Annotated in this window: 23 protein-coding genes; 2 read left to right on the forward strand and 21 right to left on the reverse strand. The window is 31.3% G+C overall.

Going from position 1 to position 24,346, the window contains the following annotated elements; all coding sequences use genetic code 11:
* Positions 1 to 22 precede the first annotated feature (22 nt).
* The 4 genes from rpiB to prmC all read right to left on the reverse strand — a co-directional run bounded on the left by rpiB (position 23) and on the right by prmC (position 3,801).
* Entirely contained in the window at positions 23 to 460 is a 438-nt protein-coding gene (gene rpiB / locus C0982_RS01735) for a ribose 5-phosphate isomerase B (protein WP_101772522.1), read from the reverse strand.
* Between the two features lie 12 nt (positions 461 to 472).
* Complete coding sequence (locus tag C0982_RS01740; RefSeq protein ID WP_101772523.1) at positions 473 to 1,513, reverse strand: L-threonylcarbamoyladenylate synthase; 1,041 nt, start codon at positions 1,511 to 1,513, stop codon at positions 473 to 475.
* 201 nt (positions 1,514 to 1,714) lie between these two features.
* A complete protein-coding gene (gene prfA, locus C0982_RS01745; protein WP_101772524.1) occupies positions 1,715 to 2,785 on the reverse strand; it encodes a peptide chain release factor 1 in 1,071 nt (356 codons plus the stop codon).
* Positions 2,786 to 2,916: 131 nt separating this feature from the next.
* The gene (gene prmC / locus C0982_RS01750) at positions 2,917 to 3,801 is read right to left on the reverse strand and encodes a peptide chain release factor N(5)-glutamine methyltransferase (RefSeq protein WP_101772525.1); all 885 of its coding nucleotides are present in this window, start codon (positions 3,799 to 3,801) and stop codon (positions 2,917 to 2,919) included.
* Between the two features lie 127 nt (positions 3,802 to 3,928).
* On the opposite strand from prmC, the gene C0982_RS01755 reads away from it, so the two are divergent.
* Together C0982_RS01755 and C0982_RS01760 are read left to right on the forward strand one after the other, a co-directional pair.
* Positions 3,929 to 4,642 carry an AzlC family ABC transporter permease gene (locus C0982_RS01755; protein WP_101772526.1) on the forward strand — a complete coding sequence of 238 codons (714 nt, stop codon included), beginning with the start codon at positions 3,929 to 3,931 and terminating at the stop codon, positions 4,640 to 4,642.
* Entirely contained in the window at positions 4,635 to 4,958 is a 324-nt protein-coding gene (locus tag C0982_RS01760; RefSeq protein ID WP_101772527.1) for an AzlD domain-containing protein, read from the forward strand. The genes C0982_RS01755 and C0982_RS01760 overlap by 8 nt, the downstream gene beginning before the upstream one ends.
* Positions 4,959 to 5,138: 180 nt before the next feature.
* Here C0982_RS01760 and rpmE read toward each other — a convergent pair whose 3' ends face one another.
* The 17 genes from rpmE to C0982_RS01845 form a co-directional block, all read right to left on the reverse strand.
* Positions 5,139 to 5,339 carry a 50S ribosomal protein L31 gene (gene rpmE / locus C0982_RS01765; protein WP_101772528.1) on the reverse strand — a complete coding sequence of 67 codons (201 nt, stop codon included), beginning with the start codon at positions 5,337 to 5,339 and terminating at the stop codon, positions 5,139 to 5,141.
* A 108-nt stretch (positions 5,340 to 5,447) separates the two neighbouring features.
* Positions 5,448 to 6,908, reverse strand: coding sequence for a transcription termination factor Rho (gene rho / locus C0982_RS01770; protein ID WP_101772529.1), 1,461 nt, complete (start codon positions 6,906 to 6,908; stop codon positions 5,448 to 5,450).
* A gap of 127 nt (positions 6,909 to 7,035) precedes the next feature.
* Positions 7,036 to 7,932, reverse strand: coding sequence for a UTP--glucose-1-phosphate uridylyltransferase GalU (gene galU / locus C0982_RS01775; RefSeq protein WP_101772530.1), 897 nt, complete (start codon positions 7,930 to 7,932; stop codon positions 7,036 to 7,038).
* 63 nt (positions 7,933 to 7,995) lie between these two features.
* Positions 7,996 to 8,919 (reverse strand): Ppx/GppA phosphatase family protein, encoded by a 924-nt coding sequence (locus tag C0982_RS01780; RefSeq protein WP_101772531.1) that lies wholly within the window; start codon positions 8,917 to 8,919, stop codon positions 7,996 to 7,998.
* Between the two features lie 8 nt (positions 8,920 to 8,927).
* On the reverse strand, positions 8,928 to 9,167 hold the full coding sequence (locus C0982_RS01785; RefSeq protein ID WP_101772532.1) for an RNA-binding S4 domain-containing protein: 240 nt from the start codon (positions 9,165 to 9,167) through the stop codon (positions 8,928 to 8,930).
* A 217-nt stretch (positions 9,168 to 9,384) separates the two neighbouring features.
* Positions 9,385 to 9,663 carry an HU family DNA-binding protein gene (locus C0982_RS01790; protein ID WP_101772533.1) on the reverse strand — a complete coding sequence of 93 codons (279 nt, stop codon included), beginning with the start codon at positions 9,661 to 9,663 and terminating at the stop codon, positions 9,385 to 9,387.
* Positions 9,664 to 9,773: 110 nt separating this feature from the next.
* Positions 9,774 to 11,213: a nucleoside triphosphate pyrophosphohydrolase gene (mazG, locus tag C0982_RS01795; protein ID WP_101772534.1), complete on the reverse strand. Its 1,440-nt coding sequence runs from the start codon at positions 11,211 to 11,213 to the stop codon at positions 9,774 to 9,776.
* A gap of 282 nt (positions 11,214 to 11,495) precedes the next feature.
* Entirely contained in the window at positions 11,496 to 13,112 is a 1,617-nt protein-coding gene (locus C0982_RS01800; protein ID WP_101772535.1) for a putative polysaccharide biosynthesis protein, read from the reverse strand.
* Between the two features lie 190 nt (positions 13,113 to 13,302).
* Positions 13,303 to 14,421 (reverse strand): peptidylprolyl isomerase, encoded by a 1,119-nt coding sequence (locus C0982_RS01805; protein ID WP_101772536.1) that lies wholly within the window; start codon positions 14,419 to 14,421, stop codon positions 13,303 to 13,305.
* Between the two features lie 13 nt (positions 14,422 to 14,434).
* Positions 14,435 to 17,827, reverse strand: coding sequence for a transcription-repair coupling factor (mfd, locus tag C0982_RS01810; RefSeq protein WP_101772537.1), 3,393 nt, complete (start codon positions 17,825 to 17,827; stop codon positions 14,435 to 14,437).
* Positions 17,828 to 17,842: 15 nt separating this feature from the next.
* Positions 17,843 to 18,403, reverse strand: a complete 561-nt coding sequence (pth, locus tag C0982_RS01815; RefSeq protein WP_101772538.1) for an aminoacyl-tRNA hydrolase — start codon at positions 18,401 to 18,403, stop codon at positions 17,843 to 17,845.
* 16 nt (positions 18,404 to 18,419) lie between these two features.
* The gene (locus C0982_RS01820; RefSeq protein ID WP_101772539.1) at positions 18,420 to 19,046 is read right to left on the reverse strand and encodes a prepilin peptidase; all 627 of its coding nucleotides are present in this window, start codon (positions 19,044 to 19,046) and stop codon (positions 18,420 to 18,422) included.
* On the reverse strand, positions 19,034 to 20,110 hold the full coding sequence (locus tag C0982_RS01825; RefSeq protein WP_101772540.1) for a type IV pilus twitching motility protein PilT: 1,077 nt from the start codon (positions 20,108 to 20,110) through the stop codon (positions 19,034 to 19,036). Before C0982_RS01825 ends, C0982_RS01820 begins: the two co-directional genes overlap by 13 nt.
* Before the next feature lie 249 nt (positions 20,111 to 20,359).
* Entirely contained in the window at positions 20,360 to 20,908 is a 549-nt protein-coding gene (locus tag C0982_RS01830) for an Mpv17/PMP22 family protein (protein WP_101772541.1), read from the reverse strand.
* Positions 20,909 to 21,055: 147 nt separating this feature from the next.
* Positions 21,056 to 22,021 (reverse strand): ribose-phosphate diphosphokinase, encoded by a 966-nt coding sequence (locus tag C0982_RS01835; protein ID WP_101772542.1) that lies wholly within the window; start codon positions 22,019 to 22,021, stop codon positions 21,056 to 21,058.
* 70 nt (positions 22,022 to 22,091) lie between these two features.
* Positions 22,092 to 23,465: a bifunctional UDP-N-acetylglucosamine diphosphorylase/glucosamine-1-phosphate N-acetyltransferase GlmU gene (gene glmU, locus C0982_RS01840; protein WP_101772543.1), complete on the reverse strand. Its 1,374-nt coding sequence runs from the start codon at positions 23,463 to 23,465 to the stop codon at positions 22,092 to 22,094.
* Positions 23,466 to 23,568: 103 nt separating this feature from the next.
* The gene (locus C0982_RS01845; protein ID WP_101772544.1) at positions 23,569 to 24,219 is read right to left on the reverse strand and encodes a C39 family peptidase; all 651 of its coding nucleotides are present in this window, start codon (positions 24,217 to 24,219) and stop codon (positions 23,569 to 23,571) included.
* Between the last annotated feature and the right edge of the window lie 127 nt (positions 24,220 to 24,346).

A 24,346-nucleotide genomic window follows, 5' to 3' on the forward strand; every position in this document is an offset into this window, starting at 1 on the left:
ATTCACTATAATATACTTTTTTTTATTTTTCTAATGCAGATATTTTATCTACTCTTTTCTGATGTCTTCCACCTTCAAAAGAAGAATTCAAATAAGCATCTACTATATCTATTCCAAGACCAATACCCGTTACTCTTTCTCCAAGAGCAATCATATTTGCATCGTTGTGTGCCTTAGTCATTCTAGCAGAAAAAGTATCTCCCAAAGTAGCACATCTTATACCCTTAACTTTATTTGCTGCTATTCCAATTCCAATACCTGTTCCACAAACTAATATTCCACATTCAGTTTCTCCACTAGCCACGCTTTTTGCAGCTTTTTCAGCGTAGTCCGGATAATCCACAGACTCATTTGAATTTGTTCCAAAATCAATTACTTCGTAATTATTTTTTTCAAGGTATTTTTTAATTTCATTTTTTAAATTTAGACCACCATGGTCACATGCTAATGCTATTTTCATAATTTCCTCCAGTTATAATTTTATTATTTTATACCCAGCTGATTTTTTCAGCCTATTCATTATAGTAATACCTAAGTCCTTCTCTTCATAACTTTCGGCATATGCTATATCAATTCCTTTATTATCCAATTCTATTAAACAATCAAAAAGGTTCTTTGCTACATCTTCGTAAGTTTCTCCTAGCGTAAATGTTTGAGCGTTGTACATGGCTTTATTTTTATTTAGACACAACACTCCTGTTTTTAATCCCTTTTCTTTGTTTTCATCGTTTAGCTCGTTAATTTTTTTTGCAACTTCTTTTTGATCGCCTTCAACTATAAATACTTCCGCTTTCGGAGAGTAGTGAGTGTATTTCATACCCGGAGCTTTCGCTTTTTGATTATCATCTTTATTCATAATAGATGGATCAATCTTCACCTCTCCCAACACCTCAGACAGCATTTCTAGTGTTATGCTTCCCGGTCTAAGAATTACCACTTCTCCTCCAGATAAATCTATTATCGTAGATTCCACACCAAAGTTACAAGCCCCACCAAGAAGTATTCCATCAACTCTGCCATTCATATCTTTTAATATGTGTTCTGGCTTAGTTGGTGACGGTTTTCCGGACAAATTTGCAGAAGGCGCTGCAATTGGTACTCCAGAAGCTTTTATCAAAGACCTTGCTACCTTATCTGAAGGCATCCTAATAGCTACAGTATCCAATCCGCCACTGGTTACATTAGGTATTGACCTTTTCTTTTTAAATACAATAGTGAGTGGCCCTGGCCAAAATTTTTCCATCAGAAGCTTTGCTCTACCATCTACTTCCTCTACCAAGTCATGTATATCATCTACTTCTGCAATATGTACCAATAATGGATTATCACTTGGTCTTCCCTTAGCTACATATATTTTTTTTGCAGCAGATTCATCTAAAGCATTCGCTCCTATACCGTATACCGTTTCAGTTGGAAATATAACTGTCTTTCCTTCTTTTAACATTTTTCCAAAAATATCAATTATTTTGTAATCAATATTTTCAGAGTCAATATTCATTATAATCGTTTCCATTGATTATCGACCTTCCATTTTTATTAATTTCCGTTTTTACAAAAAATAAAGAGACTTCGGATCAACCAAAGCCTCTTTATGGCGTATCCATTTCACACTATCTTGAGATTTACTGTATACACACCTAATTTATAAGATCAACTAACTTCTATCAAAAATACACCTTATTACATAATTACATAATAAAATATGTTTATTTTTTTATTGTTCTACAGAAGACATCTTTTCAGTCTGATCAACTGTTATTAAAGCATCTATCATTTCGTCTAAATCTCCATCGATAAATGAATCCAACTTATAAAGCGTCAAGTTTATTCTATGATCACTTACTCTACCTTGAGGGAAATTATATGTTCTAATTCTCTCAGATCTATCACCCGTTCCTACTTGGCTTTTTCTTTCTGCAGCAATATCTTTTTGCTGATCTGCTAAAGCCTTGTCATATAATCTTGCCTTTAAAATCTTCATAGCTTTTTCTTTATTCTTTAGCTGAGATTTTTCATCCTGACAAGATACCACTTCACCAGTAGGTATGTGTGTAAGTCTAACCGCAGAGTCTGTAGTATTAACACTCTGTCCTCCATTACCCGAAGATCTAAACACGTCTACTCTTATGTCATCTGGATTTACATCTATTTCTACATCCTCAACTTCTGGAAGTACCGCTACGGTTGCAGTAGAAGTATGAACTCTACCACCTGATTCTGTAGTAGGTATTCTTTGAACTCTATGAACACCTGATTCATATTTTAGTCTGGAATATGCTCCCTTACCCTTTATCATAAAAGAAACTTCTTTGTATCCTCCAACTCCTGTCTCATTTGAGCCTAAAAGAGCCGTTTTCCATCCATTTCTTTCCGCATACCTACAATACATCCTAAATAAATCACCTGCAAACAATGCAGCTTCATCGCCACCTGCTCCACCTCTGATTTCAACTATTACGTTCTTTTCATCATTAGGATCTTTTGGAACTAGCAATACCTTTAAGTCCTGTTCTATTATCGCGATACTTTTTTCAGCCTCTGATAATTCCATCTTCGCTAATTCTCTTAAATCTTCATCACTTTCTTCTTCCAATATTTGTTTTGATTCAGATATTATTTCATCGGCCATTCTATATTCTCTATACTTCATGACAATTGGTTCTAATTCTGATGTTTCCTTCATTAGTTTTTGCCATGTAGGTTGGTCGCTTATAATATCTGGATTTGCTACTTTTTCACTAAGTTCTTTATATTTATCTTCTAAAACTCTAAGCTTATTTAGCATTAAAATCCACCTTTCTGTTTTTTATACACTCTTTAACAATTCAATTAAATTCCATCTATATTTTTAATATATGCCAATCATAAATTATACCATATTTAGCTAATTTTCTCAATAGAATTGAAATTAAATAGCTAGCTTTTTTGAGCTGCTACCAATCTATCAATTCCTTGAATATCTTTATCTTTACATATGTTTTTATACCCGCATTCTTTCAATTTCAAGCTTATTTCATCCGCTTGATCATGACCTGATTCAAGTATTATAATTCCATCTTCACTCAAAAAGTCTCTTGAATCCTCTATTATCCTGTTGTAGATATCCATGCCACTTTTACCTCCACTGAGAGCTAGATGAGGCTCATATTCCTTAACATCATCTTGAAGCATTGGAATTACGTCCTCTTTTATGTACGGCGGATTTGAAACAATTATATCCACCTTTCCCTTGAGCGAAATCAATTTTTCTGATTTAAATAAATCTGACTCTATAATCTCTATATTTTTTACGCCTAGATTTTTAGAGTTTTTCTCAATTACCTCTATTGCTCCTGGTGATATATCGACAGCGATGAAATTTGTGTTTATTTTTTTATCATCTACCATCTTAGATATGCTAAGTGCTATTGCTCCCGATCCAGAACACATATCGATTACTGTCAACGATTTTTTTTCCGTCGATTTATTTTTTAATGTATCTATTGCATACTCAACTATCAGCTCTGTATCTGGTCTTGGTATAAGCACATTTTCATCAACATAAAATTCAAATCCCATAAATTCTTTTTTATTTAAAATGTATGCAATTGGCATTTTTTGCCTTCTTTTTTCAAACAGCTCTAAAAAGCTATTTATTTGATTATCATCTAATTCTAAATCATAATTCATCATTAATTTTATTCTATCATCATACCCCAAAACCTTGCATAATAGGATTTCTACATCCAGTCTAGGAGTTTCACTTATTCCTTCTAATTTATCTGAATACGCAATAATTATATCTTTTATTAAGGTTGCCATAGTTAAAATTCTCCTTTTTTACTAAAGTTTATTATATCACATCTTGCACTCCTTACATTGTTAATTTTTTTTTGAAATGCTATAATATAAGATGTTTTATATTAATAAATAAATGGAGAAATTTATTATGAGTAAAAAGAAAATAAAAAAAATTATAATTAACTCCCTTCCTATAGCTTTGGGATATATATCTTTGGGTTTTATGGGAGGAGCAATGATTCAAAAAAGTGGATTTAATTTGATAGAAATAATGTTGTTTTCCGTTCTAGTTTTTTCTGGGAGTGCTGTATTTATAGCTGCTAATGTGCTTCAAGCTGGTATATATCCGCAAGTTGCGATTACTCTAACAGCTACTATAATCATTATGAACTTAAGAAATATATTATATAGTTCTTCCTTAGCTTGCGAAAATTTACCTCTAAAGGGTTGGAAAAGGGTTCTTTTTTCTCAATTTGTAGCAGACGAAACTTTTGCACTAAATAAAATTATGTTGCATAAAGATCCTGAATGGGACTCTGATTGTGCCTTATATATTAATATTTTAGGTGGAATATACGGTCTAATTGGAAATGCTCTCGGTGGATATTTTGGTGAAATAATAGATATTCCGCTTGATTTAGGTTTTTTTATGATGTCTAGTATGTTCGTAATACTATTGGTACTGCAAATCAATAATAAATTAGACGTTTTTATGATTGCAATTTCAGCTATTATATCATATTTGATTCTAAGCATCTACCAAGGTGGTCTAGATTTAATAATTATAGCTTTAATTGTAACTACAATAGGATATTTCTTAGATAAATCAAATGAGAAAAGGATGGTAAGTAAAAATGAGTGATAGCATATTAAAATTTGGAATTATTTTTACATCTTTTATATTTATGTTTCTTATGAGATATTTACCATTTGCTATTTTAGGCAATAAAAGTACATCTCGTGAATTTGATCGTTTTATTAAATACATCCCCACAGGAGTATTTACAGCACTGATTGTAAAAGATGTTTTTTTCAAAGATGGAAAAATATTTCTTTCTCCTGAAAATATAAAACTATTACCTCTTTTAGCTGTAATTTTAATTTCTCTGAAATTTAAAAATATCGGTCTCTCTGTAATATCCGGAGGAATAATAATCTATATTTTTATGATGATATAATTTTTTATTTTGTACAAAAAAAGACTCTTTAAAAGAGTCTTTTTTATTGTCTTTATTAATATTTTAAAAATACGATATAAATTTGTTCTTTTGACTTAAACAAAAAAGGGCAGCACAAAGCTGCCTTTTAATCATCAGTTAACCTGTAAATTAAACTCTAAATGTTTATTTACAAAAGTCCTACTCCATGTTGAATCTCTTCTTGAACTTATCGATTCTTCCACCCTTTTCAACATTCTTCTGCTTACCAGTATAGAATGGATGGCACTCAGAACAAATTTCAACTTTAATTTCGTCCTTTGTCGAACCTGCCATAAAAGTATTTCCACATGCACAACGAACTTCAACTTCATTGTAGTTTGGCTGTATATCCTTCTTCATAGCTATATAACTCCTTTCATCGTAAAATAATGAATTTATTCCATCCTTGTAATTTCAACTTCCTTATTATATCATAAGAAAAATTCTAATTCAATGATTTTATAAATTCTAATTAAAATTTATTTTTTTTGTTAAATCAATAAACTCTTTATTGCTTTTTATTTTTTTTAATTCTTCAATTATTCTATCTACAAAAATTTGAGAACTTTCATCTCCAAATGCTCGCCTCAACTTATATACAACTTCCATCTCTTCACTAGTCAACAATAAGTCTTCTCTTCTAGTACCCGATTTATATATATCTATAGCTGGGAATATTCTTTTTTCTGCGAGAGTTCTGTCTAGATGAAGCTCCATATTACCTGTACCCTTAAATTCCTCAAATATAACATCATCCATTCTAGACCCTGTATCTACAAGTGCTGTCCCCAAAATTGTCAATGATCCACCGCCTCTAATATTTCTTGCAGCTCCAAAAAACTTTTTAGGTCCATGAAGAGCACCAGGATCCAACCCACCAGACAAGGTTCTTCCTGTAGGATTAATAGTAAGATTGTATGCTCTTGCTAGTCTTGTAATACTATCTAAAAGTATTATTACATCTTTTCCATGCTCAACTAACCTCTGAGCTCTATTCAGCACCATTTCTGCTACTTTCACATGATGAGACGCAGCTTGATCGAAAGTTGAATATATTACTTCGCCATTAATAGACTCTTTCATATCAGTCACTTCTTCCGGTCTTTCATCTATTAACAGTACTATTAAAGTCATCTCTGGATAATTTTGAGATATGCTATTTGCCACTTTTTTTAGCAAAACAGTCTTACCTACTTTTGGAGGCGCAACAATAAGTCCTCTTTGACCTTTTCCTATAGGTGAGAATAAATCTATAATCCTAGTTGAAAGAGGTTCATTTCCAGTCTCTAATTTCAATTTTTCATTTGGATAAATAGCTGTCAATTGTTCAAAAGGAACTCTGTTTCTTGCAGTTGATGGATCTTCATCATTTACTTTGTTGATGTACATAAGTCCTTTAAATCGCTCATTTGAGTTTTCCGGCTTTGTAAGTCCTGCAACTAGGTCGCCGGTCTTCATTCCAAATTTTCTAATTTGATTGGGAGATACGTAAATGTCATTTTCTGTAGACAAATAGTTGCTTCCTCTCAAAAATCCAAATCCATCTGGCAATATTTCCAACACTCCTTGAACTTTATTCTTTTCGTCATTGGATAAATTACCTACATATGATTCTGTTTTTTCAGTGCTATTCGAGTTTAAAGAGGTTCTTCCTTCATGTCTAGAATTCATTTTTCTTGCTTCTTGTTGTTCACTTTTTTCATTTGAATTTTTTTCTTCAAAATTTTTAGAACTATACTCATCTAAATTCCGTTTTTCTTTCATTTCCTTTAAGTCAATTTTTTCTGAATTCATTTTCTCCACTATTAAGTCTATTAATTCACCCTTTTTATATTTAGTTACTGATTTAATACCTAATTCTTTTGATATTATTCTAAGTTCAACTATACTTTCTTTTTTTAATTCTTCACTATTATTGATACCTGCCATAGCAACCTCCGGGCATTAATTATTAAACAGTATGCTGATTGTAAATGCAACACTTGATATTGCAAACATCAGTGCGATTGAAATAGCAACTATTTTTTGCATGTATTTCTTTTTATTTTTTGACATCTTATTTCTCCTTGGCATTTTCTTTTTCACATACGCTAGTTATATATTCCAAAAATCCATCTCTCAACTCTGGTCTCTTTAGAGCAAAATCAACTGTTGCCTGTAAAAATCCTTGTTTGTCTCCCAAGTCATATCTACGACCTTCAAATACATATGCATACATATCATTTTTTTCACTCAATTCCTCTAATGCATCAGTAAGCTGAACTTCACCATTTTTACCTGGAGGTAAATCTCCTAGAATATCAAATATTTCAGGAGTAATTATATATCTTCCCAGTATTGCCATATTTGAAGGGGCGCTATCAGCATCTGGTTTCTCAACAAGAGATTTCACTTTATATGTGTCCCCAGCAACTTTTTCTCCATCTACTATTCCATACTTATCGGTATTTTCTCTTTCCACTTCTTGTACCCCAAGAATAGTCGTATTGTATTTATCATACGCATCAACAAGCTGTTTTAAACATGGTTTCCCATCGCCATTATCCACTATGTCATCTCCAAGCATAACTGCGAATGGTTCGTTACCTATAAAATATCTGGCACAATATATTGCATCACCTAACCCTTTAGGCTCTTTCTGTCTTATATAATGTATGTTTACCATGTTAGATATATTTCTAACCACTTGTAATAATTCTTCTTTTCCCTTGTTTTCAAGCTCCAGTTCTAGCTCTACAGATTTATCAAAATGATCCTCTATAGATTTTTTATTTCTTCCTGTTATTATTAAGATTTCTTCTACTCCAGAAGCAACTGCCTCTTCTATAATATATTGTAATGTAGGTTTATCTACAATAGGTAACATTTCCTTAGGTTGTGCCTTTGTAGCTGGCAAAAATCTAGTACCTAATCCAGCTGCTGGTATTACGGCTTTTTTTACTGTAGTTTTCATAAAAATCATCTCCTGTTCACTTTGTTTGATTCTATTCAATCTATGATATATAAATACTTCACCTTATTTATTTGAAACGCAGTATAATACACCTTCTAGGTTATCATATTCGCTTATCTTTATGGAATTAATACCCAGTTCTTTCATTATTTCTTCTAATATCAACTCTCCAGGTAATATAATTTCCGCCCTTTTAGGCTGCAGACCTATAATTTTTCTTCTATCTTCTATTTTTTTTGAGTTTATATATTTTATTTGAGATTCAATATTTGAAATTGTTATTGTGCTCTCATGAATTTTGTCCATTGAATATGTTTCCAACTTTTGGTTTATAGCTGAAACAGAGGTTATAGTTCCACCTATTCCCACTGTTGTTAGATTGTAGTTCTTTGATTTGATATAGTCAATTGTAGGCATAATTTTATTTTTAATATATTCTCTCATTTTACCCATTAGTTCTTCTGACTCAGGTTTATCTGAAGCAAATATTTCTGACATAACTAATGCGCCTAAATCAATGCTTTTTTCGTAATATATTTTCTTACTATCACCAAGAATCAACTCTGTTGACCCTCCGCCTATATCTATTACTAGAATTGTATCCGTATCATCTAATGTGATTCCGCCTACAACTCCTTTATACCCATAATAAGCTTCTTTATCTCCATCTATTACATCTACATCAATTCCTGTCAGTTCTTTTGCCATGGATATAAACTTATACTTATTTTTAGCGTTTCTAAGCGCTGCGGTCCCGACACATACAATTTTTTCACAGCCATATGTATCGCAAATTTCTTTGAACTTTCTTAACGCTTCTAAGTTTCTTTGTATGGCTTCTTCGCTTATATTACCAAATTCATCAACACCAAGACCTAATCTAGTCGTATCAATTATTTTTTTTCGCTCAATAAAATTACTACCTTCCATTTCTGAAAGCAATAATCTCATAGAGTTTGTGCCTATGTCAATCGCTCCGTATTTCATGTCTTCACCTATATTATCTCGTATAGCTCTTTCGCCTCGTCTTTTAAAACGTGTTCTTTAATAGCTGCAATTTTATATTCCACTATCTTTTCGCCAAATGTTATTTTTAATATATCTCCTATTTTTACTTCTGAAGATGATTTTGCAACCTTACCATTTATTTCCACAAGTCCTTTTTCACATGCCTCTTTGGCTACAGTTCTTCTTTTTATTATTCTTGATACTTTTAAATATTTATCTAATCTCATTTTTTAACCTCTTTTTATTTCTCATAAATTTCTAACTATTAATATATATACCTCTTGATTGTATCATATTTTGATTATATTTAAAATAGCGTAGGATCTGACGTAAAGTCCGCGTACGCTATTAAAAGACAACTTTATATATTCACTCATAAATTATTGTAAAAAAAGATAGCATCGACAATTTTTAAAAATGCCAATACTATCTCAGTAGTTTTATCTATTTGTTCACTAGCTCTTTAAGACCTTTTCCAGCTTTGAACACAGGTGCCTTTGAAGCAGGAATCTGAATAACTTCTTCTGGCTTTCTTGGGTTTCTTCCAGATCTAGCAGCTCTTTCTCTAGTTTCGAAAGTTCCGAATCCAACTAACTGCACTTTATCTCCTGCAACTAGAGTTTCTTCTACAACCTTCATGAACGCGTTAAGAGACAGTTCACTTTCCTTCTTAGTTAGGTTACTCTTTTCTGCCATTTTAGCAACTAATTCTGCCTTGTTCACAATAATTACCTCCTGTAGTGATATATTTTTACAACTTAAATTTCTTAGAATTTATTTCTCGTTGACAACATTATTATACATAAGTTTTGGCTATATTTCAATGTTTTTTATTATTTTTTATTTTTAATGGCTTCCAAATATGCATTTATTATTACACTTTTCGAATCGTTTATGCCTTTATCTTCTTCAATTCGCTTATTTTCAATATCTTCAAAGTTTTTTACGAATTTATCATTAAATGAATTTAAAGCTTGTTCTGAGCTAATATTCAGCGTTTTTGCTAAGCTTATGACATAAAAAATAAGTTCACCTACATTGTCTTTTGCTGTATAACTGTCCTCATTTTCTATAGCATTTAAAAACTGCTTAAATTTTTTAATTGTTTTTTCAAGTATTATATTTTTTTCTAATAAAATACCTGATTTTTCTATTTTACTTTGAATTTTTTCAGCTTTCATCAATGCTGGTAGGGATTTAGGAATCCTATTTAGACCTTCAGAAATTGTATTCTCATCCTTTTCATTCATCTTGAGTTCTTCCCAGTTTTGTTCTTTATTTTCGAATTCTTGAGAACTATCTTCAAATACATTCGGGTGTCTGTATTTCATCTTTTTAGATACCGTGTCACAGACTTCATCAAAATCAAAATAACCTTCCTCACTTCCGATTTGAGAATGTAGAACTATTTGATATAATACATCTCCTAATTCTTCAATCAACAAATCAATATCATCATTTTCTATGCTATCCACTACTTCATATGATTCTTCAATTAGATACTTTATCAAAGATTCATGAGTTTGTTTTTTATCCCAAGGACATCCATTATCTCCCCTTAACTCTTTTACCACTTCAACGAGATCATATATATTTTCATATTTCTTATTTGATGACTTCTCAATAAAAAGACTTGTCAAATGGTCAAATTTATTTTCTACTCTATCCAAATCACTCAATTTAACCTTTTTCTTTAATTCTAAACCTTTCACTCCCGCAGAACTAACTATCCATATATCCTGATCATCTGTATAATACTCCATCAAAGCAAGCTTTATATTTGATGCTATAAATCGATCATAGACCTGAGTAATAATTATATTAGAGTCGCAATCTAAGTCTTTTTTTACTATTTTAAATGCATCTAAAAGCCTGAATCCTTCAGATGGGTCAAACCCTAAAAAGTTAAACATCGCATCTACAAAACTCATAGAAGGTATGACTTCCAGCTCTATATTTTCCTTATTTGCTAATTTTTCTATAATTGAAACAGCAATTTCTGCTACTCTAGGATGTCCAGGAACAGCATATACTATATCTTTATCTTTTCCTTCTGCTATTATTTTATGTGCAATTTGCTCATACACGTCTTCAAAAGTTTTTCCTTCTTCATAATAAGAGTCAAAGCTTTCATATTCTATATCTAATTTTTCTACTACAGGATGTTCCTTTGTCCTCAAATAATTTTTCTCTGAATTCATTAAAGCTTCTTTAGCTCCAAAACTTATTTGAGATATATCTCCTGCTCCCAAACCAACTATTTTAACACTCATTTCTTACCTCGCTTAATATCTCTACATATATTTTTATACAGTTTAAATAATATTTTTTATTTTATTCTCTATGATGTTTACACAAGCTAACTTCAATATTACATCAATTGCCTTTAATGTTTGCATAATATATTCTTGAATTTTTTAAGATTTTATATTTCATCACACTGTATTCATTATATAAAAAAAGAGGGCTTTATACAAATAATAATTAAATTTGCAAAAGCCTCTCTAGCATATATTTTTATCGTTTATCTATATGTTTTTATAGCCTAACTAAGTTTATCTTACTAATTTTATTTTTTGTAACTTACTATACACCTTAGGACCCTTTGGCATTGCTAGAATTTCTTCTTTTGTTATTCCTCCTATTAAAAGAAGAACTGCTACATAAACTATTCCACCTATCATTACAGAAATCAACGTTGTTATTTTTCCAGTTACAATCATGTTTAGACCTGCATACGAAAGTCTAACACAAACAAACATAATCATTACCGTAATAAGAGGTTTTATAAAGAATTGCATTATATTAAGCTTTAGATCGAGCGCCTTTTTTATATACACAAATTCTATGCAAGCGGCCACCATATAGGACAGAACCGTACCCAAAGCTGAACCTATAATATTTATTTGAGGCATAGCAGTCAATGTATAACTCACTACGACTTTTACAAATATACCACACAAAAGTGCATACACTGGTACCATCGGTTTTCCCATACCCTGAAGTATACCATTAAATGTATACAATAATCCTAAGAAAACACATGCTGGTGCTAGAGCAAATAACATCAAGCCTACCACGTTAGATGGCTGTTTTGGGTAAAGTAATTCCATCAAAGGTGATGCAAGTGATGCAAGCCCAAAAGCACAAGGTAAAACAAGAAGAAGTGTTATCTTAAATGCAATTTTTGCATTACGTCTAGCTTCATCATATTTTTTCAATGTATATGACTCAGAAATTGCAGGCACTAAACTCATACCTATTGCAGTTGTGAATATCATAGGCATAACTATAATAGGCATTGCCATACCTGTCAATTGACCTAGCATTGAGTTTGCAGACATCCATGTATATCCAGCAGCTTCTAGCCTAGATATTACGATTACTGTATCAACAACGTTGACAAGTGGCATAACACAAGCTCCTATACTTATTGGAACAACTACCCAAATAATTTTTTTAATTATAGAAGATGTACTTTGTTTTACATATCCTACACTGTTTTTTATTTGTTCTTTTCTTTGTTTTGTATCTTTAAAATATATCAGTGCCAAGAATAAAAACGAGCATAAAGCACCTATTGTAGCTCCAGATATACCACCGGCAGCACCGTATTTTGCTCCCATACTCTTCATTAGAATATAAGCTAACGTCAATCCCAAAAATACTCTAAACATCTGCTCTACTATTTGAGATATTGCTATTCTAGACATTTGTTGATATCCTTGGTAGTATCCTCTATATGCAGACATTGATGGCACAATTAAAAGCGCCGGTGCAATAGCCCTCATGGCTGTTACTGCGTTTGGATTATGTTGTACATTAGTAACTATGTATTCAGCTCCAAAAAATAGGACTAAAAAGCTAATTAAGCCAGTCAGAAATAACATTATATGAGTAATTTTAAATATTTCATTTGCGCCCTTATGATTTCCTAAAGCAGCCTGCTCTGAAACCAGTTTTGCTATAGCAGTCGGAAAACCAGCTGTTGCCAACGTCAAAAATAAAGCATAAACAGGATAAGCAGTCTGATAATATCCCATTCCCTCAGCACCTATAAAATGCCCAAGCGGGATTCTAAAGACAGCTCCCAAAATCTTTATTATAACTCCGGCAGCACCTAAAATTAACGTACCCATCAAAAAGGTGTTCTTTTTACTACCTGTTCTCATTGTTTCCTCCAGTTCAAGATTCTTTCAAATCATAATTTATAGAATTATTATAACACAACAGAGTGCTTTAATACATAACTATACCCAATTATATTTACAATCAAAACACCCTTTATTATTCGATGCTTTGCAGCGTTAAAATAAAATAGCCTACATCGATATCAATTGATGTAGGCTATAAGGATTCACTTTACTTTTTATCTTCTGTCTTTTTTTCAGTAGATTCTTTTGTATCTTTTGTGTCTTTAGATTCATTTGAATCTTTTTTATCTTCTGTCTTTTTTTCAGTCGTTTCTTTTGTATCCTTTTTATCTTCTGTCTTTTTTTCAGTAGATCCAGTTGATCCAAAAGGAATTTCCTTTACAACATCGTCAAACTTTTCTATACTTGCAGATTCTGTTATTTTTGATATCATTTCCTGAGCTTTCTGTTCAGTCAATTCAGTTTTTAAAGTATCTTTAACTTTTTTGTAATCTGATTTTGTCTTTTTGTTTAACTTGATAATATGATATCCATATTCTGATTCAACTGGCTGCGAAATTTCTCCTTCTTTTAGAGAAAATGCAGTATTTTCAAATGCTTCTACCATTGAACCTTTACCAAATTCTCCTAAAGATCCTCCATTTTCAGCAGAGCCAGTATCTTGTGAATTTTCCTTAGCTAGAGTGGCAAAATCAGCTCCGTCTTTAGCCTTTTTATATAATTCATCAGCCTTTTTCTTAGCTTCCTTCTTTTTGTCTTCAGATAAAGCCTTACCATTTTCATCAACTGTTGAGATTAGTATGTGAGAAGCATCTACTTTTTCACTATTTTTTTCATAGTATTCTTTTAATTCCTTCTCTGTTGGGGCACTTTTTTTCTTGATATAGTTTGTGAACCCTGTAAGAGTTGCAACTTGTTCTGCATATCCATCCATGAATTCTTTACTTAGTCCAGTTTTTTCATAGCTTTTTTTAGTATCTGCATTTTCAAACATCTTCTTATTCTGTTCTTTAAACTGCTTTAACTGTTTTGCATCTGGCTCTATGTTATTCTTTTTCGCATAATTCATATATACTTGTGTCTGAACAAGAGATTCCAATACCTGTGTCTTTAAAGTATCTTGATAGTTGGCATCTTGTTTTTTCATTTCTGTCCATATTGAATCTCCATATTGAAGTTCCATTACCCATTTATTGAATTTCAACTGATTTTCAAATGTTTCTTTAGTTATTGATTTTGAATCAACAACTGCTACTGAGTTATTTGTACAAGCAACCGTAGAAAAACCGATTACTGCCGCAACTAAAACTGCTAATAATTTTTTCAAATTTTATATCCTCCTATTTTGTTTTTATGTTCTTGCAAAACCCTTCAAGCATGTCTTCAAGCTCCATTACTATTTCATATCCACTGACTTCTTTTGTTTCATATTTAGTCACCGGTTCTAGTTCTATAGTTTGACCAACACGCTTTACTTTATCTATTTTCAATCTCTTACAAAGAGATTTTATATAGGCAATATTTAATAATGTTTGAGTCTCTTTAGGAATATCAGAGAATCTATCTTCTAATTCTTCCTGCACTTCATACATATCTTCTTTGCTTTCTATCGTTGCAATCTTTTTATACATTTCTAATTTTGCGATTTCATCTTCTATATATTTACTTGGAATATATGCGTTTACAGATAGTTCTATCTCTACTTCAACATCTTCAAGTAAATCCTCACCCTTGATTTTAGATATTGCTTCATTTAACATCTTTACGTATAATTCATATCCAATTACAGCCATATGACCATGCTGCTGAGCACCTAGCACATCACCAGCACCTCTAATTTCAAGGTCTCTCATAGCCACTTTAAATCCTGAACCAAATTCTGTAAACTCTTTAATCGCCTTTAATCTTTTTTCTGCAACTTCACTTAATATTTTATTTCTCTCATACATCAAGTATGCATATCCTTGTCTAGAACTACGTCCTACTCTACCTCTAAGCTGGTATAGTTGAGATAATCCCATTTTATCGGCATCATATATTATCATGGTATTAGCATTTGCTATATCCATACCTGTTTCTATTATTGTTGTACAGACTAATACGTCGAACTCTTTTGATAAAAATGATAATATCGTATTTTCTAACTGCTTTGACGACATTTTGCCGTGAGCAACTCCTACATTAGCATCAGGTACTAAGCTTTTAATTTTAGCTGCAAACTGTTCTATACCTTCGACCCTATTATAGACTAAAAATACTTGTCCTCCTCTGCCCAATTCTCTGTATATCTCATCTTGAATTATACTTTCTTTGGCTTCTGTTACATAAGTCATAACAGGATATCTCTCTTGTGGAGGTTCTTCAATTATACTCATATCTCTAATTCCACTTAAAGACATATGTAAAGTCCTTGGAATAGGTGTAGCAGAAAGCGTCAAAACATCAACATTTGCTCTTATTTTTTTCAGTGCTTCTTTATGCTTTACTCCAAACCTCTGCTCCTCATCTATTACAACTAATCCTAACTTAGGCATGTCTATATCTTTTGATACTATTCTATGTGTACCCAAAAGTACATCTACTTTTCCTTTTTTTGCATCTTCTATTATTTCTTTTTGTTGCTTAGGTGTTCTAAATCTACTTAGAACTTCAACTCTAATAGGGTAGTCCTCAAATCTTTCTACAAACGTATTGTAATGCTGCTGTGCAAGTATAGTAGTCGGAACTAATACCGCTACCTGTTTTCCATCCATTACAGCTTTAAATATAGCTCTTATTGCTATTTCCGTCTTTCCATATCCAACATCCCCACAGACAAGTCTGTCCATTACCTTTGAAGATTCCATGTCTTTTTTTGTTTCTTTTATTGCTTTTAGCTGATCATCTGTTTCCTGATAAGGAAATTTATCTTCAAACTCGTTTTGCCAAACACTATCCTTTGAAAATTTATATCCTTTTCTATTTTTACGCCTTGCATATAATTCCAGAAGTTCTTTGGTCATATCTTCTATTTCTTTTTTTACTTTTTTCTTAGCTTTTGACCACTCTTGACTTCCTAATTTATTTAATTTAACTCTTTCTGCATCTGCTCCTATATACTTTTGAACCTTGTCCATTTGCTCGATAGGAACATATAAAACATCATCTCCTTGATATACAACCTTTAGGTAGTCCTTTTTTATATTATTTACGCTTATTTGTTCTATACCAGTGTACTTACCTACCCCGCTGTTTTCATGTACAACGTAGTCGCCTACCTTTAGATCCATGAAAGTTTCTATCTTTGCAGATTGTTTTCTTTTTTTCTTTTTCTTTTTTATACCTGATTTGTTAGCACCGACCATTTCTTTGTCAGTTATAACTTGATATTTTATAGATGGAATCTGAAAACCTTGACTTATATTTGCATTTATCAATACAATTTGTGATGCTGCGATTTGTACATCTCTATTAGATGAGTATATATTGTCAATATTGCTTTCAGTTAATATAGAGCTTAATTTTTTTGCCCTATCATTTGTTCCAACTGCAACTACAATTTTATATCCTGAATGCCTTAGTCTCTTTACCTCTTCTACAAATAGATCTATTCTACCATTGTAACTCGGTATATCTCTACTATTTAGTTCTATAGTAGATTGAATATTCATAGTATCTTTTGTTTTTGGAAGCATTGAATTTAATATTACTTTTTTGTCCTTTATCCAATACTTTACTTCTTCATAAGAATATATTAAATTTCCTTGAGACTTTATAGCAAGACCTCTTTCAAGATTCAACAGATAATTCTCTCTAAACTCAGAATTATAGTTTTTCAGCCTTTCTTTATATCTAGTGATATCATCAATAAACACAATTGCATTTTCATGAAGATACTCAAAAATACTTTTATCTTCGCCGTCGTATAAGTAATCAATATAATTTTCTAGTCCATCAAAGTATTCTTTTTCTCTTATTCTTTCAATGTTTCTGAAAACATCTGGATCAGATAAATCACTTGTTTCACTCTTTATTTTTTCAATAGCATCATCAACTTCTTCAGGATATATAAAATCCCTTGAAGGAGTTATCGTAACTGTCTTCATTTTCTCAATAGATTTTTGTGAGTATACATCAAACGATCTGATTGAATCTATTTCATCATCAAAAAATTCTATTCTAATTGGATTATCATATAGTAATGTTGATATATCTACAATCCCACCTCTAAGGCTAAACTGTCCAAACCCCTCTACTTTGCTTACTCTTTGATATCCCAGTGCCACTAATTTTTCTATAAGTTCTGTAATATCTTGTATCTGTCCAACTTTTAACTTAAAAATATTTTCTTCAATTATTCTTTTAGGTATATATTTATTGGCAATTGAATCCACATAAGTAACTAAAATTATATTTTCTTTTTTAAGAAGTTTTAAATATGTCTTTAATCTTCTCGCATCAGACCTTCTATCTCTAGCGTCAAGATTATAAAACAAAATTTCATTTGCATCTAAAAATTCAACTTTATTTTTAACGTATACGCTCAGTTCTTCATATACTTTTTTTGCTTCATACTCGCTGCTGGCTATATAAAGCATCTGTCTAGAAGTCGACTTATAAATTGAATATGCAATATTTGTTCTAGCAGATGGAGTTAGACCATTTATTTGAATATTCCCCTCTAAGTCCACGGCTTTTTCTATTGAATTATATTCTAAACTATTTTTTAAAGGATCTATTAATACATCCAGCATCTTTTTGCACCTACTTTAACCATTATATTTATTCATAGCAGAGTCAATATTTGAATTTATTATTTCCTCTACAGTACTTACTGCTTTATCAATACCTTCCATCATATCTATTTCTTCGTCTTTGCTGACTCTTGACAACACAAAATTCGCAAGATCTCTTCCTTTATCCGGTTTTGATACTCCCACTCTAACTCTTGGAAATTCTACTGTTCCAATGTGTTTTATAATAGATTTCATACCGTTATGTGAGCCCGCACTTCCCTTTTTTCTAATTCTCAATTTTCCTACATCAAGATCTATATCATCGTATATTACGATTAAATTTTCTAAATCAACCTTATAAAAATTCAACACTGATACTACCGACTCCCCACTTAAATTCATGTAGGTTTGAGGTTTTACAATGATAACTTTCTCATTTCCTATTCTTCCCTCTCCGATAAGTGCTTTGTGTTTTATTTTATCTATCTTAATATTATTTTTACTTGCTAGTTTATCCACTACGTCAAAACCAGCATTGTGTCTAGTATTTTCGTATTTTTTACCTGGATTTCCCAGCCCCACTATTATATACATTTTTTCTTAATCCTTCCTAAACTAACATTATTATCTCATTTAAAGCTATAAAACCAATAGAAATAAACGGTGTGAAAGATATCAGACCGTCTTTGTTTCCTTTTCTAATTATCATCACTACGCAATATAAAGCTGATGATAAAAATGATATTAAAATAATAATTAATACACCATGTAATCCGTTGACTAATCCTATAAGCGCAAAATATAAAACATCTCCTGCACCCATAGATTTCGTTAGGATAAAAATAAGTATTGAGATTACAAATAAATATAGCATTCCTGCAGAAAAATTTACTATAATACTCCAACATTCTATCCCGCTACATACAAATACTGTGCATTGAATTAAAATTATTCCCACCTGTATCATTATACCACTAATAATGTCTATATCAAATATAAATCTTTCTTTAATATCAACTATTACAACTATAAGCATCGATGGAATAAAGTATATAATCATAAGTCTATTTAAAAAACTGTATTGAAATATTTCATTGTATTGAATCATTGCACATACTATAAAAAAAAGCACTATTTTTTCAGTATAGCAATAAAATATACCCCTATTTTTTAAAATTCCTATTACATATATCGTTATAAATATTGATGTAATTCCAAAATATATTAGACTTCCCATACTTTGCTCACATCTTTTCTTATCCCGACTTTTCTCATCACACTTTCTTTATCAATGCAAGAACCTTGCAATGTATTAATGTCTATTTTTTTTGATTTAAAAAGCGAAATAATCTGTTCATCCATAGATACCATTCCCTTAGATTTATTAGTCAATACATAGTTGTCTATTTGATTACACTTGCCTTCTCTTATCATATTTGATACAGATTTATCTACATTTAAGATGTCAACCACAACAAAGACTTCTTTATTAGTATGAATAAGTTGTTGTGATAGTACACCTTTTAATACATAAGAGAGTTGTATTCTTACTTTGCAGGACTCCGAAGAATCAAACATATCTATAATTCTTTCGATAGCATTGCTTGCCCCCAGTGTGTGTAGCGTACAAAAACACAAATGCCCAGTTTCAGCTGCCCTCATAGCAATTTTCACTGATTCTTCATCTCTTAACTCTCCAATTACCAATACATCCGGATCCTGTCTGAGCGAAAACTTCAGAGCATCATTAAAATTCTTTGAATCCCTATCTATTTCCCTTTGAGTTATTATAGATAGTTTATTAGAATATATGTATTCAATAGGATCTTCTATAGTAATTATATGCTTTTTATGGTTCATGTTTATATGTTCTACCAACGCTGCTAGAGTCGTTGTTTTTCCAGATCCTGTGGGTCCGGTGATTATAATTATGCCAGAATTTAGCTCTGTAAATCTCTCGACTACCTTTGGTATGCCAAGAGATTTTAAATTTAGTATTTCACTTTTTATATTTCTAAAGACCATACCAATTTTCCCATTTTGGAGAAATATATTTCCTCTAAATCGCCTTTCTTCCTGCTCAAAAGAAAAATCAATCTCTTTATCTGAGTAAACTCTCTTGAACAGCTCTTTTTTTCCAATGCAATTCAAAAATTTTTCTATTTCAACTTTATCTACAAATTCATCTGATTCTTCAATAAAACCATTCTCTCTTATATAGATATTCTCATTTTCTCTTATATGAATATCTGAAAAATTGATATCCCCGATAAATTTAATCAATCTTGTTATTTTATCCATACTACTCTCCTAAAAATTACGATATTATCTATATTAAAAGCTATCTTTTTTTGAAAGATAATAAGCTTTTAATATTATAGTCAATATCAATTTTATTTAAGTCGTATATGGTTATGTTTATAAGGTTTTTCAAAAGGAAAATCCCCGTGCAACCTATATCAGATTGTACGGGGACTAGATAATTTTCATTTTTAATTTGTCTTAGTTTTAACTCTTTATCTTTCAAATTTAATGTTTTATCTACTAAAACTAAGATTTAAAAGATAATATAACACCTAAACATATTGATAATAATGCCGCAAATACTACTCTAAACTCTCCTGGTAATAGGAATGTTATTGTATGTGCCGGAATCCAAAATGTTGGTATAGTTCCTATAAGCACATTTTTAGCGTAAGCATAGTAGTCTACGTTGTCACATACCTTTTTAAGCGTAATTTTTTCTCCCTTAGAGTTATACTTCAAATCTAAGTATGTATCTGTGTGCTTGTGCAGCACCATGAATACCGGACCAAATGTGAAGTTCATAACTAATGAAGTTAAAAATGCAAACATAAAAGTCGACTTCATTATAGTCGAACTAGCCTTTGCAAGTTTCATTCCCATAGCATCTGCAAACACACCCATCATAAAGGCAATCCATACACCAAGAAGACCCCATATCAACATTCTATATCCTACAGAATGTGGTATAGTCAATTTCTTGTTTTTTATACTTAGTGCTAGAATTTCCCCAAATGTGGCAAGTATTGCAAACTTTATGAATGATAGTACATAATGATTTGTAAAAAAAGCCATATTTACCTCCAAAAAATTTTCATGATATCCTTTTCATTATACATTAGAAATATATAAATTTCAAACATTACAACAAAAAAAACCAAGATTTCTTGGTTTTCTCTGTTGTTGATATGAATTTCTTTATTTCAAAAATAAACTGAAATACTAAAACAGTTTACTTACTGAATCAAATGTATATATTCTATTTATTGCGTCCGCAAAAATCTTGGCTACGGACATAGTTTTTATTTTTTTGATTTTCTTTTCATCCGATAATTCAATTGTATCTAGTACAATTAATTCTTTTATATCTGAATTTTCTATTCTCTCTATTGCTGGTCCAGATAAAACAGCGTGTGTACAACAAGCATAAACATCTTTTGCACCAAATTTCTTAAGTGCTGAAGCCGCATTTACAATTGTACCTGCAGTATCTATCATATCGTCAAGTAATATAACATTTTTACCTTCTACTTCACCGATTATATTCATTACTTCACTAACATTTGGCTTTGGTCTTCTCTTATCGATTATTGCAATAGGAACTTCTTTGTTTATTTTGCTGCTTATTTCATTTGCAAACTTTCTAGATCTTGTAACACTACCTAAATCAGGTGATACAACTGTCAAGTCATCTAAATTTAAATCAGCAAAATAATCTGATAATATCTTTCCTCCCAATAGATGATCTACTGGTATATCAAAATACCCTTGAATCTGACCTGCATGTAAGTCCATTGTAAGAACTCTATCAGCACCTGCTGCAGTGATTAAGTTTGCAACTAATTTTGCAGTGATTGGATCTCTAGCCTTAGCTTTTCTATCTTGTCTTGCATACCCATAATATGGTATAACGGCTGTAACTGATCCTACAGAGGCTCTCTTAAGAGCATCAATTAATATCAGCAATTCCATTAAATTATTATTCACAGGGCTATTTGTGGACTGAATTAAAAAGACGTCACAGCCTCTTACAGTTTCGTTTATTGTAACTGCTATTTCACCATCGCTAAAAGTTTTTACCTGGCAATCAACTAAGTTCATATCTAAGCAATCTGCTATTTTGCTAGCTAGTTCTTTAGATGCATTACCAGCTATTAGCTTCATCTTATGGTTATTATAACAACTCATAAAAAAACCTCCTAAAATGTAAATATTTTCTCTTCCTGTTTATATTCCGCTAATCATTATAACACAATTTTTACTTTTGTTCATCTCTTTTTCTTTTATTCTCTACCCAACCAGGTTTTAAAACCTGTCTTTGTCTAGCAATAGCTAAATTACCTTGAGGAACATCATCCGTTATAGTCGATCCTGTCGCTATATAAGCGTCTTCTTCAATTACTACTGGAGCTATTAGATTAGAGTTTGACCCAATAAAAGCATTGTCTTTTACTATAGACTTAAATTTATTTTTTCCGTCGTAATTTACAAATACTACTCCACAACCTATATTAACATTTTTGCCAACCTCTGCGTCTCCTATGTAGGATAAGTGAGAAGCTTTTGATCCATCTCCTATTTTAGCTTTTTTGACTTCAACAAAGTCTCCTATTTTACAGTTATTACCAACTTGAGATTGAGGTCTTAAATAAGCAAAAGGACCTACTTTTGTATTACTTCCTACTTCAGAATCCAGTATTTCAGATTTTTTAATAGTTGTATCATCACCTACAGTAGAATTTTCAATAGTTGTATCTGGTCCTATAGTACATGATGATCCTATTTTTGATTTCTTTGTAATCATGCAACCAGGCATTATCACAGTATCATTACCTATTTCAACATCTTTATCAATATATGTAGAATCTACATCAATTATTGTTACTCCATTTTCCATATGAGCTTCATTTATTTTTCTTCTCATTATTTTTTCAGCGTTTGAAAGTTGAACTCTTGAGTTTACACCCATTAATTCTTCGATTGTTGCTCCTTCGCATGCTCCAGCTTTACCACCAGATAGTCTGATTAGTTCTATTGTGTCTGGAAGATAGTATTCACCTTGAGCATTATCATTACCTACTTTTGCCAATGCTTCTTTTAAATATTTTCCTTTAAAGCAATATATCCCAGAATTAATTTCCTTTACTGCTTTTTCTTCATCGCTAGCATCTTTTTGTTCAACAATTTTTATTAAATGTTTATTACTATCTCTTATTATTCTTCCATATCCTGTAGGATCTTCCACAGATGTAGTCAATACTGTCACTGCAAAATCTCCATTTTTATGGAAATCAAAAAATGAACTTAAAGTTTCAGATTCAATAAGAGGTGTATCTCCGCACAAAACTACAACAGTATCATCTTCACCTATATAATCATTTGCCATCATAACAGCGTGTGCAGTTCCAAGCTGTTCGTTTTGCACCACAACTTTCACATCTTCGCTAAGTGCTGATTTCACTTCATCTATACCATGACCTAGCACTACTATATTTTCATCCACTCCCGCTTCAGCAGAAGCATCTACTACATGATTTACCATTTCTTTCCCACATACTTTATGTACAACTTTTGGGTGGGAAGATTTCATTCTCGTTCCTTTACCGGCAGCAAGTATTATTGCTTTTTTCATATTCCGTTCCTCCAAAATGCTAATAGAATGTTTTTTCATTCTTATTTCATAATTAATATTTTATTATGTATTTTAAACATCAATTCATTTCAAAAATATTATATCATATAATTACGGCTCTTTGCCCCATTTGATAATATAATTTTATAAACTGTACAAAGTTAACGCTTCTTTTTCCTTGAATTGGGTCAATTATATAAACTTTGCCTTTTCCGACACCTTCAACAACTACACAGTGTAGATTTTTATATAAAGGTAGCTTTTCTCCTTGTAAATTCGTATAATACCTATCCCCATATTCTGGTGACTTATCATCTATTGTATACCATACTGCTACAGGTTTTTTGTCAAAAATAACATTATTTAAAACACCAAAAACACTCATCCCAGTCTTATCCTCTGCTCGCTGAGATACACCTAGATTCTCAAAGTATCTGTTTGCACAATCTGCAATAGGCTTTGCGTAGCTGTAGTAACCACTTTTTTTGTATGGATTTCCTATATAATATTCTTCTGGATCAGTATTATAAAATCCACTTTTTTTCAAAAAGTTATCATTTAAATATTCCTTGCTTACATCGTAGCCACTATATTTCATCAGCATTGAAAGAGAAGTAATCTCACAGCCATTTGGCATATTTGGAAATTGATTTTTAGACTCAACATTTAAATATCTTGTCGGAATAAAGTAAAATCCCATGACTACTATTGCTATAACTACAAAAATTTTTATTAAAGTCCACAATTTTTTCATAACAAATTATAACGATTTTTTTATCGTGTTTCCTCCTTTTCTATATACATTATTCTGCATATAAATATTAATAATAAATAACAATATGATAATATATCAAAATAAATTATAGCTTAACTGCACAATA

Source organism: Peptostreptococcus faecalis (genome assembly GCF_900240845.1).
Taxonomy (GTDB): Bacteria; Bacillota; Clostridia; order Peptostreptococcales; family Peptostreptococcaceae; genus Peptostreptococcus; species Peptostreptococcus faecalis.

What these genes read in the sequence shown, in the direction of transcription:
- rpiB (WP_101772522.1), bottom strand. Translation starts at nt 460, where the DNA reads ATGAAAATAGCATTAGCATGTGACCATGGTGGTCTAAATTTAAAAAAT.
- C0982_RS01740 (WP_101772523.1), bottom strand. Translation starts at nt 1,513, where the DNA reads ATGGAAACGATTATAATGAATATTGACTCTGAAAATATTGATTACAAA.
- prfA (WP_101772524.1), bottom strand. Translation starts at nt 2,785, where the DNA reads ATGCTAAATAAGCTTAGAGTTTTAGAAGATAAATATAAAGAACTTAGT.
- prmC (WP_101772525.1), bottom strand. Translation starts at nt 3,801, where the DNA reads ATGGCAACCTTAATAAAAGATATAATTATTGCGTATTCAGATAAATTA.
- C0982_RS01755 (WP_101772526.1), top strand. Translation starts at nt 3,929, where the DNA reads ATGAGTAAAAAGAAAATAAAAAAAATTATAATTAACTCCCTTCCTATA.
- C0982_RS01760 (WP_101772527.1), top strand. Translation starts at nt 4,635, where the DNA reads ATGAGTGATAGCATATTAAAATTTGGAATTATTTTTACATCTTTTATA.
- rpmE (WP_101772528.1), bottom strand. Translation starts at nt 5,339, where the DNA reads ATGAAGAAGGATATACAGCCAAACTACAATGAAGTTGAAGTTCGTTGT.
- rho (WP_101772529.1), bottom strand. Translation starts at nt 6,908, where the DNA reads ATGGCAGGTATCAATAATAGTGAAGAATTAAAAAAAGAAAGTATAGTT.
- galU (WP_101772530.1), bottom strand. Translation starts at nt 7,932, where the DNA reads ATGAAAACTACAGTAAAAAAAGCCGTAATACCAGCAGCTGGATTAGGT.
- C0982_RS01780 (WP_101772531.1), bottom strand. Translation starts at nt 8,919, where the DNA reads ATGAAATACGGAGCGATTGACATAGGCACAAACTCTATGAGATTATTG.
- C0982_RS01785 (WP_101772532.1), bottom strand. Translation starts at nt 9,167, where the DNA reads ATGAGATTAGATAAATATTTAAAAGTATCAAGAATAATAAAAAGAAGA.
- mazG (WP_101772534.1), bottom strand. Translation starts at nt 11,213, where the DNA reads ATGAGTGTTAAAATAGTTGGTTTGGGAGCAGGAGATATATCTCAAATA.
- C0982_RS01800 (WP_101772535.1), bottom strand. Translation starts at nt 13,112, where the DNA reads ATGAGAACAGGTAGTAAAAAGAACACCTTTTTGATGGGTACGTTAATT.
- mfd (WP_101772537.1), bottom strand. Translation starts at nt 17,827, where the DNA reads ATGCTGGATGTATTAATAGATCCTTTAAAAAATAGTTTAGAATATAAT.
- pth (WP_101772538.1), bottom strand. Translation starts at nt 18,403, where the DNA reads ATGTATATAATAGTGGGGCTGGGAAATCCAGGTAAAAAATACGAAAAT.
- C0982_RS01820 (WP_101772539.1), bottom strand. Translation starts at nt 19,046, where the DNA reads ATGGGAAGTCTAATATATTTTGGAATTACATCAATATTTATAACGATA.
- C0982_RS01825 (WP_101772540.1), bottom strand. Translation starts at nt 20,110, where the DNA reads ATGGATAAAATAACAAGATTGATTAAATTTATCGGGGATATCAATTTT.
- C0982_RS01830 (WP_101772541.1), bottom strand. Translation starts at nt 20,908, where the DNA reads ATGGCTTTTTTTACAAATCATTATGTACTATCATTCATAAAGTTTGCA.
- C0982_RS01835 (WP_101772542.1), bottom strand. Translation starts at nt 22,021, where the DNA reads ATGAGTTGTTATAATAACCATAAGATGAAGCTAATAGCTGGTAATGCA.
- glmU (WP_101772543.1), bottom strand. Translation starts at nt 23,465, where the DNA reads ATGAAAAAAGCAATAATACTTGCTGCCGGTAAAGGAACGAGAATGAAA.
- C0982_RS01845 (WP_101772544.1), bottom strand. Translation starts at nt 24,219, where the DNA reads ATGAAAAAATTGTGGACTTTAATAAAAATTTTTGTAGTTATAGCAATA.